At 58.7% G+C, this 15,717-nt stretch carries 17 protein-coding genes; 15 read left to right on the forward strand and 2 right to left on the reverse strand.

Translation table 11 applies throughout. From position 1 onward, the window contains the following. The first annotated feature begins 24 nt into the window (after window positions 1-24). The 4 genes from H8B20_RS03175 (at window position 25) to mtnC (ending at window position 3,121) form a co-directional block, all read left to right on the forward strand. Window positions 25-1,170, forward strand: coding sequence for an MFS transporter (locus tag H8B20_RS03175; RefSeq protein ID WP_042558449.1), 1,146 nt, complete (start codon window positions 25-27; stop codon window positions 1,168-1,170). Beyond that, a complete protein-coding gene (locus tag H8B20_RS03180) occupies window positions 1,167-1,793 on the forward strand; it encodes a methylthioribulose 1-phosphate dehydratase (protein ID WP_210622321.1) in 627 nt (208 codons plus the stop codon). Before H8B20_RS03175 ends, H8B20_RS03180 begins: the two co-directional genes overlap by 4 nt. Before the next feature lie 94 nt (window positions 1,794-1,887). Continuing rightward, window positions 1,888-2,433, forward strand: coding sequence for a 1,2-dihydroxy-3-keto-5-methylthiopentene dioxygenase (locus tag H8B20_RS03185; protein WP_210622322.1), 546 nt, complete (start codon window positions 1,888-1,890; stop codon window positions 2,431-2,433). 4 nt (window positions 2,434-2,437) lie between these two features. Next, the gene (gene mtnC, locus H8B20_RS03190; protein WP_210622323.1) at window positions 2,438-3,121 is read left to right on the forward strand and encodes an acireductone synthase; all 684 of its coding nucleotides are present in this window, start codon (window positions 2,438-2,440) and stop codon (window positions 3,119-3,121) included. Window positions 3,122-3,217: 96 nt separating this feature from the next. Here the strand turns inward: mtnC and H8B20_RS03195 are convergent, their stop codons facing one another. Continuing rightward, entirely contained in the window at window positions 3,218-3,496 is a 279-nt protein-coding gene (locus H8B20_RS03195) for a DUF3509 domain-containing protein (RefSeq protein WP_042558453.1), read from the reverse strand. A gap of 384 nt (window positions 3,497-3,880) precedes the next feature. On the opposite strand from H8B20_RS03195, the gene H8B20_RS03200 reads away from it, so the two are divergent. The 10 genes from H8B20_RS03200 to H8B20_RS03245 all read left to right on the forward strand — a co-directional run bounded on the left by H8B20_RS03200 (window position 3,881) and on the right by H8B20_RS03245 (window position 12,980). Then, window positions 3,881-5,719: a long-chain-acyl-CoA synthetase gene (locus H8B20_RS03200; RefSeq protein ID WP_210622324.1), complete on the forward strand. Its 1,839-nt coding sequence runs from the start codon at window positions 3,881-3,883 to the stop codon at window positions 5,717-5,719. A gap of 96 nt (window positions 5,720-5,815) precedes the next feature. Beyond that, window positions 5,816-6,334 carry an ankyrin repeat domain-containing protein gene (locus tag H8B20_RS03205; protein ID WP_210622325.1) on the forward strand — a complete coding sequence of 173 codons (519 nt, stop codon included), beginning with the start codon at window positions 5,816-5,818 and terminating at the stop codon, window positions 6,332-6,334. Window positions 6,335-6,400: 66 nt separating this feature from the next. Next, the gene (locus H8B20_RS03210) at window positions 6,401-6,931 is read left to right on the forward strand and encodes a hypothetical protein (protein WP_150596954.1); all 531 of its coding nucleotides are present in this window, start codon (window positions 6,401-6,403) and stop codon (window positions 6,929-6,931) included. A 71-nt stretch (window positions 6,932-7,002) separates the two neighbouring features. Next, window positions 7,003-7,194, forward strand: a complete 192-nt coding sequence (locus H8B20_RS03215; protein WP_042558457.1) for a PLDc N-terminal domain-containing protein — start codon at window positions 7,003-7,005, stop codon at window positions 7,192-7,194. A gap of 179 nt (window positions 7,195-7,373) precedes the next feature. Further along, on the forward strand, window positions 7,374-8,249 hold the full coding sequence (gene speE, locus H8B20_RS03220; RefSeq protein ID WP_042558458.1) for a polyamine aminopropyltransferase: 876 nt from the start codon (window positions 7,374-7,376) through the stop codon (window positions 8,247-8,249). 234 nt (window positions 8,250-8,483) lie between these two features. Further along, window positions 8,484-8,717 carry a hypothetical protein gene (locus tag H8B20_RS03225; RefSeq protein WP_200610606.1) on the forward strand — a complete coding sequence of 78 codons (234 nt, stop codon included), beginning with the start codon at window positions 8,484-8,486 and terminating at the stop codon, window positions 8,715-8,717. A 210-nt stretch (window positions 8,718-8,927) separates the two neighbouring features. Further along, window positions 8,928-9,275, forward strand: a complete 348-nt coding sequence (locus H8B20_RS03230; RefSeq protein WP_042558460.1) for a ribonuclease E inhibitor RraB — start codon at window positions 8,928-8,930, stop codon at window positions 9,273-9,275. A gap of 532 nt (window positions 9,276-9,807) precedes the next feature. Beyond that, window positions 9,808-11,217 (forward strand): circularly permuted type 2 ATP-grasp protein, encoded by a 1,410-nt coding sequence (locus tag H8B20_RS03235; protein ID WP_007914061.1) that lies wholly within the window; start codon window positions 9,808-9,810, stop codon window positions 11,215-11,217. Window positions 11,218-11,229: 12 nt separating this feature from the next. Continuing rightward, window positions 11,230-12,180 carry an alpha-E domain-containing protein gene (locus tag H8B20_RS03240; RefSeq protein ID WP_007914063.1) on the forward strand — a complete coding sequence of 317 codons (951 nt, stop codon included), beginning with the start codon at window positions 11,230-11,232 and terminating at the stop codon, window positions 12,178-12,180. Next, a complete protein-coding gene (locus tag H8B20_RS03245; protein WP_042558462.1) occupies window positions 12,177-12,980 on the forward strand; it encodes a transglutaminase family protein in 804 nt (267 codons plus the stop codon). Before H8B20_RS03240 ends, H8B20_RS03245 begins: the two co-directional genes overlap by 4 nt. 117 nt (window positions 12,981-13,097) lie before the next feature. On the opposite strand, the gene H8B20_RS03250 is transcribed toward H8B20_RS03245, so the two are convergent. Continuing rightward, window positions 13,098-13,919: a c-type cytochrome gene (locus tag H8B20_RS03250; RefSeq protein ID WP_210622519.1), complete on the reverse strand. Its 822-nt coding sequence runs from the start codon at window positions 13,917-13,919 to the stop codon at window positions 13,098-13,100. Window positions 13,920-14,504: 585 nt separating this feature from the next. Here H8B20_RS03250 and H8B20_RS03255 point away from each other — a divergent pair. Beyond that, on the forward strand, window positions 14,505-15,710 hold the full coding sequence (locus H8B20_RS03255) for an acetyl-CoA C-acetyltransferase (RefSeq protein WP_210622326.1): 1,206 nt from the start codon (window positions 14,505-14,507) through the stop codon (window positions 15,708-15,710). The last annotated feature ends 7 nt before the right edge of the window (window positions 15,711-15,717 follow it).

Raw genomic sequence — 15,717 nt, forward strand, 5'->3', positions numbered from 1 at the left:
CAAAGCCGCTGCGGCTTGACGGGCGTGGCGGCGCTTCCTTACTGGCGGCTGTCCAGTTTTTATCTGTTCTATTTCGCCTTGCTCGGTTCGACGGCGCCGTTTCTGGCGCTGTACTTCGATCACCTCGGATTCAGCGCCGCGCGCATCGGCGAACTGGTGGCAATCCCGATGTTGATGCGCTGTGTGGCGCCGAACATCTGGGGCTGGCTGGGCGACTACACCGGCAAACGCCTGGCCATCGTACGTTTCGGCGCGGTGTGCACGTTGCTCACGTTCTCGTTGATTTTCGTCAGCAAGAGCTACGCCTGGTTGGCGATGGTCATGGCGCTGCATGCGTTCTTCTGGCACGCGGTGTTGCCGCAGTTCGAAGTCATTACGCTGGCGCATCTGCAGGGCCAGACCTCGCGTTACAGCCAGATCCGCCTGTGGGGCTCGATTGGTTTCATCATCACTGTGGTCGCTTTGGGGCGCCTGTTCGAATGGCTCAGCCTCGACATCTACCCAGCGGCGCTGGTGTTGATCATGGCCGGCATTGTCCTCAGCAGCTTGTGGGTGCCGAACGCGCAACCGGCGCAGGGCAACCGACCGGGCGGGGATGGCTTTCTCAAACAATTGCGCAGCCCCGGTGTGTTGGCGTTTTACGGCTGCGTGGCGCTGATGCAAATGAGCCATGGCCCGTATTACACGTTTTTGACTTTGCACCTGGAAAAACTCGGTTACACACGAGGCGTGATCGGCATGCTCTGGGCGGTCGGTGTGGTCGCCGAAGTGCTGATGTTCATGGCCATGAGCCGGATTCTGGCGCGGTTCTCAGTACGCCGGGTGCTGCTGGCCAGTTTTCTGCTGGCGGCCCTGCGCTGGTTACTGCTAGGTTCGTTCGCCGAGTTTCTCTGGGTGCTGCTGTTCGCACAGATTCTCCATGCGGCGACTTTCGGCAGTTTTCACGCCGCTGCCATCCAGTTCGTGCAACGTAGCTTCGGTGCGCGCCAACAGGGGCAGGGCCAGGCGCTGTATGCGGCACTGGCCGGCACCGGCGGTGCGCTGGGCGCGTTGTATTCCGGCTACAGCTGGAATGCCCTCGGGGCGACATTGACCTTTAGTATTGCCAGTCTCGCGGCGCTTGCTGCTGCCGTTATCATTGCCACACGTATGCAAGAGGACAGGCCATGAGCCTTACCCGTGAACAACTCGCCCAGCAAATCGTCGACGCCGGGCGTTTCCTTTATGGTCGCGGCTGGTCGCCGGCCACCAGCAGCAATTATTCGACGCGCCTGTCGGCCAGCGAAGCGTTGTTGACCGTGTCCGGCAAGCACAAGGGCCAGTTGGGTGTGGACGATGTGCTCGCCACCGACCTTGCCGGTAACAGCCTGGAACCGGGCAAAAAGCCGTCCGCCGAAACTCTGCTGCACACCCAGCTCTATAGTTGGCGCCCGGAGATCGGTGCGGTGCTGCACACTCACTCGGTCAATGCCACGGTGCTGTCGCGCGTGACCCCGCAAGACTTTATCGAGTTCGAAGACTACGAACTGCAGAAAGCGTTCAGCGGCATCTCGACCCATGAATCCCGGGTGCGCGTGCCGATTTTCGACAACGACCAGGACATTGCGCGCCTCGCTGCCAAGGTGCAGCCTTGGCTCGACGCCCATCCCGATTGCGTCGGTTATCTGATTCGCGGTCACGGCCTCTACACCTGGGGCGCGCAGATGAACGACGCGTTGCGCCAGATCGAAGCCTTTGAATTCCTGTTTGAATGCGAGTTGAAAACCCGCAGCGTCATGAACCGCCAGGGCTGACTTCACCCGAAGTCGCCCATTTGCCTGATGAAATGCTGTGCCCGACCGGTCTGCAAGAACCGGACGGCAAGGCCGATACCGAGGAATTGCCCCAATGAGCAGCCTGTCCGTCTATCACGTTTCCAGCCCTGACATTCCGAACAAGGTGCTGACCCATCTCGAAGACATCGCCTCGACTCTGGCCGAGCAAGGTGTGCGCTTCAACCGCTGGCAAGCCACCGCGAAGATCCAGCCCGGCGCCACGCAGGAAGAGGTGATCAGCGCTTACCAGGAGCAGATCGACAAACTGATGACTGAGCGCGGTTACGTCACCGTCGACGTCATCAGCCTTAACAGCGACCACCCGCAAAAAGCCGAACTGCGTGCCAAGTTCCTCGAAGAACACCGCCACGGCGAAGACGAAGTCAGATTTTTCGTCGCCGGCCGTGGGCTGTTTACTATGCACATCGACGATTACGTCTACGCCGTACTCTGCGAGAAGAATGACCTGATCTCGGTACCCGCCGGCACCAAGCACTGGTTCGACATGGGCGAGCATCCGCACTTTGTCGCGATTCGTCTTTTTAACAACCCGGACGGCTGGGTTGCCAATTTCACCGGCGAAGACATCGCCGGCCGATTCCCGCGTCTGGAGGACTGAGCCCATGTCGATCAAAGTCATCCTCACCGACATCGAAGGCACCACCAGCGCCGTCAGTTTCGTTTTCGACGTACTGTTTCCTTACGCGGCCAGACACCTGCCGGACTTCGTACGCCAGAACGCTGAGCGTGCCGATGTCGCAGAGCAAATCGACGCCGTACGCCGTGACAGCAACGAGCCGCAGGCCGACGTTGAACGGGTTGTTGAAATCCTTTTGAGCTGGATTGCCGAAGACCGTAAAGCTACGCCGCTTAAAGCGTTGCAAGGCATGGTCTGGGGGCAGGGTTATCAGGCCGGGCAGTTGAAAGGGCATGTTTATCCGGATGCTGTTGAAGCACTTCAACGCTGGCACGCGGCCGGTTATCAACTGTTTGTGTACTCGTCGGGCTCGATCCAGGCACAGAAGCTGATCTTCGGCTGCTCGGAAGCAGGGGATCTGACGCCGCTGTTCAGCGGATATTTCGATACCACGTCGGGACCGAAACGAGAGGCGCAGTCTTACACGAACATTCAACAGGCGATCGCGGTTGAACCTGCGCAGATCCTGTTTCTGTCGGACATCATCGAAGAGCTCGATGCCGCTCAGTCAGCGGGCCTGAAAACCTGCGGTCTGGCCCGCGATGGCGGAGAACTGGCGGGCCACGTTACCGTCGACAGCTTCACCGGCATCGAACCGGAAGCGTTCTAACGTCTACGCAAAACCCTGCATAAAGTCCGGGCACAAAAAAACAGGCCGTGAAGCGAAAGCTCCACGGCCTGTTTTGTTTAACGAGTTCTTAAGCGTTTACAGCGAGTGATACGTCGGCAGGGCAAAGCGCTGCTGGCTCTGCAGCATCGCAATTTGCGGCAACTCGCTGGCCTGTTCGGCCAGGTCACGGCGAATCGCACTGATTGCCCAGGACAGTTGGTCGCCGGCATGCAGTTGCTGATACGACAGTGCACGTTTGAACACTTTGCCGTCGGCACTACGCAGGGTCAGCAAAATCCCGCCATCGGGACGCGGCGAGGTGGTGACGTCGAAGTTGGAGAACAGGGAGGTAAATTTTTCTTGAATCAGGCTCATGTTTTTCAGCTCCGTATGCACTTGAATGGCAAGCATGCATAGGAGGTTGCAGTGATTGTGCCAGCACCGGATAAAAATAAAATCGTTATAAATCAATAGCTTAAAAATAAGATGATTTTGAGATGTCGTGCAAACTGCATGAATGGCCATCGTGCATCCTGCATTTTGCGGGATCATTGAGCAATTAACGGAACCAATCGGGCTTTTCTGAATCATCGACATCGCCGCCGCCCGGGCGGATACAAAACATTGCAAAAACCGCGTGTACAGCCTGAGAAGGGCTGACGTACTTTCAGTCTCGACCCTCGCTCGAATGCGACGGTTGCACTAGCCCGACAATAAAAAAACATCGGCCACCACGCCAAGGTCGAACGGGGAGCTTTCATGAGTCACGCGCCAAGCGACACGATTACCTGGGGCATGATGCTCCGCAAGCTGCCGATGATTGCCAAGGCCATTCCCCGAGTGGTCAAGGGCATGAAGGTCGCCAACGTCACGGATCCGACCCAAAGCTGTGGCCTTGGCTGGACGTTCGAACAAGCGACTCTGCGCAACCCCGATGGCCCGGCGCTATTGCAGGGCGAGGTTTCGTTGAACTATTCGCAGGTCAACCAGTGGGCTAATCGCATCGCCCACTATCTAAGCGAGCAGGGCATCGGCAAGGGCGATGTGGTCGCGGTTTTTATCGAGAATCGCCCGGAGTTACTGGTGACGATTCTGGCACTGGCCAAGCTCGGTGCCGTCAGCGCGCTGCTCAATACCTCGCTGACCCGTGACACGCTGATTCACAGCGTGAATCTGGTCACGCCGGTGGCGATTGTTGTCGGAGAAGAACTGCTGCCGGCGTTCGCTGCGGTGCGCGATCAGGTCTCGATTGCGCCGCAACGCAGCTGGTTTATTGCCGATCAGGACACCTGCAACCATCCGGGCATTGCGCCCGAAGGCTACGTCAACCTGATCAGCGCCAGTGTCGATGCCTCCAGTGAAAATCCGCCAAGTAGCCAACAGGTATTTTTCGACGACCCGTGTTTCTACATCTACACCTCCGGCACCACCGGCCTGCCAAAGGCCGGGGTGTTCAAGCATGGTCGCTGGATGCGCAGTTCGACCAGCTTCGGCATGATCGCGCTGAACATGCGCCCCGACGATGTCGTCTATTGCACCTTGCCGCTGTACCACGCCACGGGTCTGTGTGTGTGCTGGGGCTCGGCGATCAATGGCGCATCGGGTTTTGCGATACGCCGTAAATTCAGTGCCAGTCAGTTTTGGAGCGACGTGCGCCGCTATCGCGCGACCACCATTGGTTACGTCGGTGAGTTGTGCCGCTATCTCGTCGATCAACCGGCCAGCGCCGACGACAACCGTCACGGCGTGCGCAAGATGATCGGCAACGGCTTGCGCCCCGGCGCCTGGGCCGAGTTCAAGACACGCTTTGCCGTCGAGCACATCTGCGAGCTGTATGCGGCGAGCGACGGCAATATCGGGTTCACCAATATTCTCAACTTCGACAACACCATCGGTTTTTCGCTGATGGCCTGGGAACTGGTGGCTTACGACCATGACAGCGGCCAGCCGGTGCGCAGTGCTGACGGTTTCATGCGCAAGGTCGGCAAGGGCGAGCAGGGCTTGTTGTTGGCGCGGATCGACGAAAAGGCGCCACTGGACGGTTATACCGATCCGCAGAAGACCGCCAAGGTTGTGCTGCACGATGTGTTTAGCAAAGGCGATCGCTTTTTCAACACCGGCGACCTGCTGCGCAACATCGGTTTCGGTCATGCCCAGTTTGTTGATCGCCTCGGCGACACCTACCGCTGGAAGGGCGAAAACGTCTCGACCACAGAAGTCGAAAACCTGCTGCTGCAACATCCGCAGATTTGCGAAGCAGTGGCGTATGGCGTGGAAATCCACAACACCAACGGCCGCGCCGGAATGGCGGCGATTACCCCGGCTGAATCCTTGGCGACGCTGGATTTCGCCGAATTGCTGGCATTCGCACGGCAACGCCTGCCGGCCTATGCGGTGCCGTTGTTTCTGCGGGTGAAGGTGAAAATGGAAACCACCGGCACCTTCAAATATCAGAAAACGCGCCTGAAAAACGAAGGCTTCGACCCTGGCCAGACAGGCGATGATCCGATTTTCGCCTGGCTACCCGGCACGCAAACCTACGTGCAGGTTACCGATGAAGTGTTGGCTGAAATCCATCAGGGCAAACATCGTTATTGATTCTGGCTATGGGCAATTTTCAGAAAAAGGGGGTGACAGCTATCGTCAGGCTCGGGAAACTGTCGACTTTCCGATAGACCGAAGTGGAGTTGCCCCATGTCCGACCAAAGCCGCCAGATGACCCCTGAGGAAGCTGCCGAATTCACCGAGCAGGTTTTCAACAAGGCGCGCGACGGTGATGCACTGATGCTCGATCGACTGGTCAGCGCCGGTCTGCCGGTGAACCTGAAAAACAGCAAGGGCGATACCTTGCTGATGCTTGCCAGCTATTACGGCCATGTCGATGCCGTGCAGGTGCTGCTTAAACACAAGGCTGATCCCGAGTTGCGCAATGCCAACGGCCAGAGCCCGATTGCGGGTGCGGCGTTCAAGGGCGATCTTGCGGTGGTCAAGGCACTGGTTGAAGCCGGTGCGGAAATCGAAGGCTCGTCCTTTGATGGCCGGACTGCACTGATGATGGCGGCGATGTTCAACCGTGTTGAAATCGTTGACTACCTGATCAGCAAGGGCGCCGACCCGAAAGCCAAGGATGCCAATGGCGTTACTGCGCTCGACGCTGCCCGGACCATGGGTGCAGTGGATACCACGGTGCAGCTGGAAAAATTGCTGGGCTGACGATCTTTTACTTTGTGCGCTATCCTCCGCGCCCTCAAAAACCATCTCGCCACAGGATCCGCCCTCATGAAAGCCGCGCTCGTCGAACTCATCAGCAAAATCAGCTCCGGCTGCATGGGCGAGGACGAGATCCTGAAGGTGGCCGACGAAGCCGCGCAGGCCTACGCCGATGCCGATGCTTTTCTGGCTGCCAACCCGGACATCAACTACGACGACACTTTCCCGATCGCACTGGGTGAGTGGGTTGTGGTCGGCAGCCTGCCGGAGACCGTGTTGTTCCAGGCTGACACCTACGTCGACCTGTTCGCTCAGATCGTCGCCTCGTTCGGCCCGACCGTGGACTTCAACCTCAAGCCCAAGCAACTGGCCAAAACCGAAGCGCTGACCGCCCTTAACCGCATTCAGGTGCAGATGAGCAGCCTGAACAAGGAAAACGGCGGTTACACGCTGATGAACTTCAGCCAGTTGCTCGATGATGAGTTGCAAGTGGTGCTGGTCTACGGGAATGACGTGCCGCGAGTCCTCGAGTTGTGTGCACAAATTGGCATCGCCGCTGCGCCTTCGCTGGAAGCCTTGAAGGTCGCCGTTCACGTTTGAGCACAATAAAAGGGAACCCTGCACGCGACCGTCTATCCTAAAAGTGCATGCCACTATTCTGGAGCGACACCATGGGTTCCACGTTCAACGGTCTGATTGGCCTGATCATTCTTGCGCTCGATATCTGGGCCATCATCAATGTGCTGAAAAGCGGCGTCTCCACCGGGATGAAAATCGTCTGGGTGCTGCTGATCATCCTCCTGCCAGTGCTTGGCCTGATCATCTGGGCAATCGCAGGGCCGCGGGGCAACGTCCGCATCTGACCGCTACATTCGAAACCATCCCGAACCTTGTGGGAGCTGGCAAGCCAGCTCCCACAAGGTTCTGTGGTTTGCAGATAAAGTGAGGTTCGACCTGTCATCTTCGGCAACGTAGAATGCGCGCCTTTCCCGGGCAATCGTCTCCACGATCCAGGCCCGCGCATTCATCGGAGCACTTGACCATGACCGTCACCAAAACCAGCGAATACCTGGAAACCCTGTACGAAGGCTACGGCCAGCGTTTTCGCATGGAAAAACTGCTGCACGAAGTGCGCACTGAACACCAGCACCTGGTGATCTTCCAGAACCCGCGCATGGGCCGTGTCATGGCGCTTGACGGTGTGATCCAGACCACCGAAGCCGACGAGTTCATTTACCACGAAATGCTCACCCACGTACCGATCCTCGCCCATGGCGCCGCCAAGCGTGTGCTGATCATCGGTGGTGGTGACGGTGGCATGCTGCGCGAAGTGACCAAGCACGCTGGCGTCGAGCACATCACCATGGTCGAGATCGACGGCACCGTGGTCGAGATGTGCAAAGAGTTTCTGCCGGAGCATTCCAAGGGTGCCTACGATGATCCACGACTGAACCTGGTGATCGATGACGGCATGCGCTTCGTCGCCACTACCACCGAAAAATTCGACGTGATCATTTCTGACTCCACCGACCCGATCGGCCCGGGCGAAGTGCTGTTCTCGGAAAACTTCTACCAGGCCTGCCACCGTTGCCTGAACGAAGGCGGCATCCTCGTGACCCAGAACGGCACGCCGTTCATGCAGATCGAAGAAGTCAAAACCACTGCCGGTCGCCTGCGCAGCCTGTTCCCGGACTGGCATTTCTATCAAGCGGCGGTGCCGACTTACATCGGCGGTTCGATGACCTTCGCCTGGGGCTCGACCAACACGTCGTACCGCAAACTGAGCCGCGAAACCCTGCAACAGCGCTTCATCGGCAGCGGCATCGTCACCCGCTACTACAACCCGGAAATCCACATCGGCGCGTTTGCAATGCCTCAATACGTATTGCAGGCGATCAACAAGCCAAGCAACGACTAATAGAACACGGCAAACCCCTGTGGGTGCGAGCCTGCTCGCGAAAGCGCACTGTCAGCCAACACTTTTGCTGGATGGACAATCGCCTTCGCGAGCAGGCTCGCTCCCACAACAGCTTATCTGCACCGTCAATGATGTTTTTTTCATGGTCGCGCGCTGCATCCTTTTGAACGATCAATCACGCCGAAAGTCGAGATAGAGGTAAGCCCATTTGCGGGTTTGATTGAGGAGGCTCCGATGCAAAAGTGGAAAGTCACTTTCGTGGATGATCATGGTGAATCAGTCGACGAAGTCTTCGAGTGCGAGGAATGCCCGAATCACGAGCACGCCGCCAAACTCATCAAGGAACGGTTCCTGCCCGTCGCCGCCAAACTGGATCTCAACGATCTGGAAGGGCGTACGCCCGATGCGGCCGTCAAAAGCCTCAAAACCCAGAACGGTATAGAAATCATCAGCATCACTCCTGTCTGAAAATTTCCTGTCACTTCAATCACCAGGCCTTGGCAGCGGCTCTATCTTGGGGCTACTCTGCAAGCGAGATCAGCGAACGGATCGCTAAGGTCTGGTCTTGTCAGCTACATGCTTGTTTCCCGCAGCAACCACGTTGCAGTAGTGCTTTGGCCTGTCAGGCCCGGGGCGGGAATACGGAAAGTCTATCCATCTATCCGAGGGGGACGATTCATGAGCACAGCCTATCAAGAAGACATCAGCAGCAATGTTCTGCGCCGCATGAAAGAAGGCGGTTTCGATTTTTCCCGATTCCATCCCATCGAGTTCTACGCGATTTTCCCGGACGAGGAGCGGGCGCGCAGGGCAGCAGGAAAATTTCGCGGTGAATCCATCAATGCCCAGGTCAGCGCGCGCGACGACGGTGCGTGGTCTCTGGAATTAAGCAAAGTGATGTACGCAACCTATGACGATATTGGCGATTTCGAGCAGGGCTTTTCTGCCGTGGTCGAGCCATTGGGCGGCATCATCGAGGGCTGGGGCGTGAAGCAGGAGGTGCGCAGTCGCTACCGTCTGAACTGATCTCATGCCTGAACGTAAGCAACGGCTGGCCTTTGGGTCGGCCGTTGTTGTTTTTGACAATCAAAAGATCGCAGCCTTCGGCATCTCCTGCAACCCGTCACCTGTAGGAGCTGCCGAAGGCTGCGATCTTTTGCTTTTGCTTTCAAAACGTTTCAAACAGGCAAAAAAAAGCCACCGGAGAGGGTGGCTAAAGGGAAGACCGATAAGGAGAGGAAACCGGTCAGGGTCAAGGCTTTGCGGCTGCGTTGGCAGTGCGGATCAGTGGGGCTGAAGACTTCTGCGTAGGAGTTTGTTCAGCGAATGCGCGGATTATCCGTAGCTGACGCCGAGCAGTGAAATCAACTCTGACTATGCTGGTGATAGGCGATGCAGTGCGTCGCAATGAAGCGGGGGCGATCAGGTGGGGGCATTTGCCGCACAGGAATGGTGCGGCGCCTGCGACGTGAATATCCAACCGATTGATATCAAAGCGTTTATGCCGATGGCACGGGCCTTGCGAAGGCCTGTAGGTCCGGGTGACAAGGAGTACGGCATGATCCGCACCTATTTTGATGAGATGTACGATGCCGGCGGCCAGGTTCGCCCGCATTACCGGGAATTTGCCCGTTGGCTGGCCGACACGCCTGATGAGCTGCTGGCACAACGGCGACGCGAGGCCGATCTGCTGTTCCATCGCGCCGGGATTACTTTCACGCTCTATGGGGACGAGCAGGGCACAGAGCGCCTGATTCCTTTCGACACCATTCCGCGCAGCATTCCCGCCAGCGAATGGCGGATCGTCGAGCGCGGCTGCATTCAGCGGGTCAAGGCGTTGAACATGTTCCTCGCCGATCTCTATCACGAGCAGCGCATCATCAAGGCCGGGATCATTCCCGCCGAGCAGGTGCTGGCCAACGAGCAGTATCAGTTGGCGATGCAGGGGCTGGATCTGCACCGCGACATCTACTCGCATATTTCCGGCGTCGATCTGGTGCGCGATGGCGACGGCACCTATTACGTGCTCGAAGACAATTTGCGTACCCCGAGCGGCGTGAGCTACATGCTCGAAGACCGCAAAATGATGATGCGCCTGTTCCCGGAACTGTTCGCCGCCCAGCGCATTGCGCCGATCGACCATTATCCGAACCTGTTGCTCGACACCCTTAAAAGCTCCAGCCCCATCGACGACCCCAGCGTGGTGGTGCTGACGCCCGGGCGCTTCAATAGTGCGTTTTTCGAGCATGCGTTTCTGGCGCGAGAGATGGGTGTTGAACTGGTGGAGGGCGCGGATCTGTTCGTGCGTGACGACAAGGTCTTCATGCGCACCACCGACGGCCCTAAAGCCGTGGACGTGATTTACCGCCGTCTCGACGATGCGTTTCTCGATCCGCTGGCGTTCAACCCGGACTCGATGCTCGGTGTGCCGGGACTGCTGTCGTCCTATCGCTCCGGCAATGTGGTGCTGGCCAACGCCATCGGCACCGGCGTGGCGGATGACAAATCGGTCTACCCGTTTGTCACCGACATGATCCGTTTTTATCTCGATGAAGAACCGATCCTGAAAAACGTGCCGACCTGGCAATGCCGCAACCCGTCTGAACTTTCCCACGTGCTGGCCAATCTTCCAGATTTGGTGGTCAAGGAAACCCAGGGCTCCGGCGGTTACGGGATGTTGGTGGGGCCGGCGTCGACGAAGGCGGAAATCGACGCCTTTCGTGAGCGGATCAAGGCCAAACCTCACGCCTATATCGCACAACCGACGCTGTCACTGTCGACCTGCCCGACTTTTGTCGAAAACGGCATTGCGCCACGTCATATCGACTTGCGCCCGTTTGTCTTGTCGGGGCGCGAAACCCGGGTCGTACCCGGTGGTTTGACCCGTGTCGCGCTGCGTGAAGGCTCTCTGGTGGTGAATTCCTCCCAGGGCGGCGGAACCAAGGACACCTGGGTGGTCGAGGATTGAAGGAAGCTTGCCATGTTAAGTAGAACTGCCTCGGATCTGTATTGGATGTCGCGTTACCTGGAGCGGGCGGAAAACCTCGCACGGATGCTCGACATCAGTTATTCGCTGTCGCTGATGCCGCAGGACGGCCGCGGCGACGGTCTGCACGAACTGGCGATGCCACTGTTGATCACCGGCACGCTTGACGATTATCTGGAGCGTCACGGCGCGCTGCATGCCGAACGCCTGCTGCATTTCTTCGCCCTTGATGCGGCCAATCCGGCGAGCATCTACAGCTGCCTCGGCGCGGCGCGGGCCAGTGCTCATGCGGTGCGTGGGCGCATCACTGCGGACATGTGGGAAAACATCAACGCCACGTGGCTGGAAATTCGCGGGATCGCCGAGCAGGGTCTCAGCCGTTATGGCATGAGTCGTTTCTGCGAGTGGATCAAGGAGCGTTCGCACCTGTTCCGCGGTGCGTCCTACGGCACGATCATGCGTAACGATGCGTTTCGTTTTATTCGTCTGGGCACCTTTATCGAGCGCGCGGACAACACGTTGCGGCTGCTCGATGCGCGCTACGAAATGGCCGGCGATCAGGCCGAAGCTGTCAGTGACGGCACTGCCCACGCGTATTACCAGTGGAGTGCGTTGCTGCGAGCGTTGTCATCATTCGAGGCTTACACCGAAATCTATCGTGACGCTCCGGGGGCCCGGCATGTCGCCGAGCTGCTGCTGTTGCGTGCCGACGTACCGCGTTCGCTGCGTGCCTGCACCGAGGAGATCGACCAGATTCTCGCGCAGTTGCCCGGTGCCAACGGGCGACCGGCCCAGCGCCTCGCCGCAGAAATGGACGCGCGCCTGCGCTACACCGGCATCAACGAAATTCTCGAGGAAGGCCTGCACGCCTGGCTGACAGAATTCATCCCGCTGGTGCGCCAGTTGGGTAACGCCATTCACAGTTCCTACCTGGAGGCTGCATGAGACTTTCGATTAGCCACGAGACCACCTATCACTACGAGGATCAGGTGCGGGCGAGCATCCAGTACCTGCGGCTGACCCCACACGACAGCGAGCGTCAACACGTGCTGAGCTGGCAGCTCGACCTGCCGCGCCCGGTGCGCGCGCAACTCGATCCGTTCGGCAACATCCTGCATGTGCTGACCATGGACGAGCCACATGAAGCGATCATCATTGGTGCGCGTGGTCAGGTTGATATCGACGAATTGCGCGAGGCCGAACACGAGAGCCAGTCGGCGCTACCGTTTCTGCGCTTTACCCGGTTGACCGAGGCTGACGAGGCACTGCGCGGGTTTGCGGAAAAATCCTGCAAGCAACGCCGCGACCGCACGGCACTCATCGATTTGATGCACGGTCTGAATCAGCACATGACCTATACGCCCGGTTCTACCGCGGTCGACACCAGTGCCATGCAAGCCTTCGCCGGACGGGCGGGCGTCTGCCAGGATCACACTCATGCGTTTCTGGCGTGCGCACGCAGTCTCGGGATTCCCTCGCGGTATGTCTCGGGGTATCTGTACAGCGAGGATTGCGAACACCTGGCCAGCCACGCTTGGGCCGAAGCCTGGCTGGATGACGCCTGGTACAGTTTTGACGTGACCAATGAGCTGGCGCGACCGGAGCGACACCTGAAGCTGGCGGTGGGTCTGGATTATCTGGACGCCTGCCCGGTGCGCGGGATGCGCCGGGGCGGTGGGTGCGAGCAGATGCATGCGAAGGTGTTCGTATCGCCTACCCCAGTGATCTCTGTCCAACAGCAGTAGGATTCACACAAATCTCCTGTAGTAGCTGCGGCACGCTGCGATCTTTTGATCTTTAAAACAGGATCAAAAGATCGCAGCGTGCCGCAGCTCCTACAGGGTTTTGTGCGGAACAGTTGATCAGTGCTTAACCTTGCGCCCCACCATGTGTTTCAGATACCCCACTAACATCTGCAAATCCTCCTCTGGCAGCACCTGTGCCGAAAACCCTGGCATCTTCGCCTGAGGCCACTGGCGCAAACTCTGCGGATCGCGGATGTATCGCTTTAAGAAGTCCGCACCGAAATACTCGGTCGGGTTGTACGGAATATTCAGATCCGGCCCAAATTGCGCATCCCCCGCGCCGTTCAAGCGATGGCAGGCCAGGCAGTTCTTCTGAAACAGCGCGAACCCCTGATTCACAGGGTCATCTGCTTTCAACGCAGGGTCCGGCAACAGGGCCGGGAAGCGCTCAGCCACGGGCGCCATGCGCTTGATGCTGGCGACCTCGAACGGCCATTGCTCAGGGCTGATGTTGCCGGCCTGTGGATCGGTCCACACCAGATAGAAAGGCCCGGCGCTGTGCTTGCCCGCCGACAATGGCGGCCACGGATGCGCGGGGTCTTCAATCGCCAGCCAGGCACGCGAGCCTTGGGTGTTGAGCAGCGGCGCAGCTGCCAACTCGGCGGCAAAGCCATCCAGCGCCACCGCTTGCAGATGATCCTCAGGTTTGATTCCGTCCAGCAACGCCGCCACGGGCACGGCGCGATACGTCATGTCCTTCTTGTAGGACACATCGTCTTTTACCGTGATGGTTTGTACCTGAGGATGCTTGAGTAGCTCCTCGGTCTGCCAGATGCGGGTGTTTGCGCCCAGCTGTAAATCCAGCTGTGCGGCTGACAAGGGCATGCTTAGCAGCAAGGCCCCGAACACAATGAGCGCTTTCAAATAATCGCCGTCCATGCCGTGCAAATGTGCAGAGATTGGCACAGCCACGCTGGCCCGGGTAGCGGGCCAGGGACATTTTCCAGTGGCGATAACCAGCAACTGTTTCTTGATTCAGCCGATCACCTTGGTCAGATTCGGCAAAATCAGCAACAGTGTCGTGGCGAAAAGAATGAGCCCTGCTTGACGAACTTTCGGTTGTTTGAACATGGCTTGACCGCCTTTTTGTTATTTCCTGATGCCTGCCTGCATATCCATGACGGCAAGCGATGCACTTCCTGTTAAAGAACGCCTGCCTCGGCAAAACCCGACGACCACGACGTACATGTTCTACCTTAGGGCCCGCGTCACGCTTGGCTTAGATCCATTTAATATGGGGCTGCAGCTAACAGCGATTAAAAAGGTATGAGGCGTATTGCCAGCTCCGTCGCCGCCCGCTTGCTAGACAACTCGCCGACCTGAACCGGTTCACCCGATGCCTGATGACCGTCCGTCTGAGCGTGCGCGTCAACACCATTGAGCGCTGTGGTCATTGAATCCTTGAGCGCGCAGGCCAAGAGTGGGAGCACAAGAATTCACTCACCGCACAGGTTCGAGGACGTCATGACCCAAGCTTTGATTTTCGATGCATTACGCACGCCGCGCGGCAAAGGCAAGGCTGATGGTGCCCTGCACAGCGTCAAACCGGTCACTCTGGTGGCCGGCCTGCTGACTGCGTTGCAACAGCGCACGGCGCTGGACACCAGCCAGGTCGATGACGTGGTGCTGGGCTGCGTCACGCCGATTGGCGATCAAGGCTCGGACATCGCCAAAACCGCCGTGCAAGTGGCCGATTGGGACGTCAGCGTGGCGGGCGTGCAGATCAACCGTTTCTGCGCCTCGGGTCTGGAAGCGGTGAACCTCGGCGCGATGAAAGTGCGTTCGGGATTCGAAGACCTGGTGGTGGTCGGCGGCGTCGAGTCGATGTCACGCGTGCCGATGGGCAGCGACGGCGGCGCCTGGGCGCTGGATCCGCAAACCAACCTGCAGGGTCACTTCACTCCGCAAGGTATCGGCGCCGACCTGATCGCCACCCTTGAAGGCTTCAGCCGTCAGGATGTCGATGCCTACGCGCTGCACTCGCAACAGAAAGCGGCACGGGCACGGGCCGATGGCTCGTTCAACAAATCACTGGTGCCGGTGCAGGATCAGAACGGCGTCATCCTGCTCGATCAAGATGAATTCATTCGTGCCGAGTCGACCCTGGAAGGTTTGGCCAAGCTCAAGCCGAGTTTCGAAATGATGGGGCAGATGGGTTTCGACGCGACAGCGCTGCGGGTTTACAGCCATGTCGAACGGATCAATCACGTACATACACCTGGCAACAGTTCCGGGATCGTCGATGGCGCGGCGCTGATGCTGATCGGTTCCGAGGCCAAGGGCCGGGCGCTGGGCTTGCAGCCACGGGCGCGGATTGTCGCCACGGCGGTGACCAGCACTGATCCAACCATCATGCTCACGGGCCCCGCGCCGGCCACCCGCAAGGCACTGGCGAAGGCTGGCCTGCGCGTGGAGGACATCGACCTGTTCGAGGTCAACGAAGCGTTTGCTTCGGTGGTGTTGAAGTTCATCAAGGACATGGCCGTCGATCCGGACAAGGTCAACGTCAACGGCGGCTCCATCGCGATGGGCCATCCGCTCGGCGCCACCGGGTGCGCGATCCTCGGCACCTTGCTCGATGAACTGGAAACCCGGCGCCTGCGCTATGGCCTGGCGACGCTGTGCGTCGGCGGCGGCATGGGCATTGCCACCATCATCGAACGCCTCTGAACCCCGA

Source organism: Pseudomonas sp. P42 (genome assembly GCF_017973755.1).
Lineage (GTDB): Bacteria > Pseudomonadota > Gammaproteobacteria > Pseudomonadales > Pseudomonadaceae > Aquipseudomonas > Aquipseudomonas iridis.

Coding starts and splice junctions, on each gene's coding strand:
- H8B20_RS03200 (WP_210622324.1), top strand. CDS start 3,881: ATGAGTCACGCGCCAAGCGACACGATTACCTGGGGCATGATGCTCCGC.
- H8B20_RS03205 (WP_210622325.1), top strand. CDS start 5,816: ATGTCCGACCAAAGCCGCCAGATGACCCCTGAGGAAGCTGCCGAATTC.
- H8B20_RS03235 (WP_007914061.1), top strand. CDS start 9,808: ATGATCCGCACCTATTTTGATGAGATGTACGATGCCGGCGGCCAGGTT.
- H8B20_RS03185 (WP_210622322.1), top strand. CDS start 1,888: ATGAGCAGCCTGTCCGTCTATCACGTTTCCAGCCCTGACATTCCGAAC.
- H8B20_RS03230 (WP_042558460.1), top strand. CDS start 8,928: ATGAGCACAGCCTATCAAGAAGACATCAGCAGCAATGTTCTGCGCCGC.
- H8B20_RS03195 (WP_042558453.1), bottom strand. CDS start 3,496: ATGAGCCTGATTCAAGAAAAATTTACCTCCCTGTTCTCCAACTTCGAC.
- mtnC (WP_210622323.1), top strand. CDS start 2,438: ATGTCGATCAAAGTCATCCTCACCGACATCGAAGGCACCACCAGCGCC.
- H8B20_RS03225 (WP_200610606.1), top strand. CDS start 8,484: ATGCAAAAGTGGAAAGTCACTTTCGTGGATGATCATGGTGAATCAGTC.
- speE (WP_042558458.1), top strand. CDS start 7,374: ATGACCGTCACCAAAACCAGCGAATACCTGGAAACCCTGTACGAAGGC.
- H8B20_RS03180 (WP_210622321.1), top strand. CDS start 1,167: ATGAGCCTTACCCGTGAACAACTCGCCCAGCAAATCGTCGACGCCGGG.
- H8B20_RS03215 (WP_042558457.1), top strand. CDS start 7,003: ATGGGTTCCACGTTCAACGGTCTGATTGGCCTGATCATTCTTGCGCTC.
- H8B20_RS03240 (WP_007914063.1), top strand. CDS start 11,230: ATGTTAAGTAGAACTGCCTCGGATCTGTATTGGATGTCGCGTTACCTG.
- H8B20_RS03250 (WP_210622519.1), bottom strand. CDS start 13,919: ATGGACGGCGATTATTTGAAAGCGCTCATTGTGTTCGGGGCCTTGCTG.
- H8B20_RS03210 (WP_150596954.1), top strand. CDS start 6,401: ATGAAAGCCGCGCTCGTCGAACTCATCAGCAAAATCAGCTCCGGCTGC.
- H8B20_RS03255 (WP_210622326.1), top strand. CDS start 14,505: ATGACCCAAGCTTTGATTTTCGATGCATTACGCACGCCGCGCGGCAAA.
- H8B20_RS03245 (WP_042558462.1), top strand. CDS start 12,177: ATGAGACTTTCGATTAGCCACGAGACCACCTATCACTACGAGGATCAG.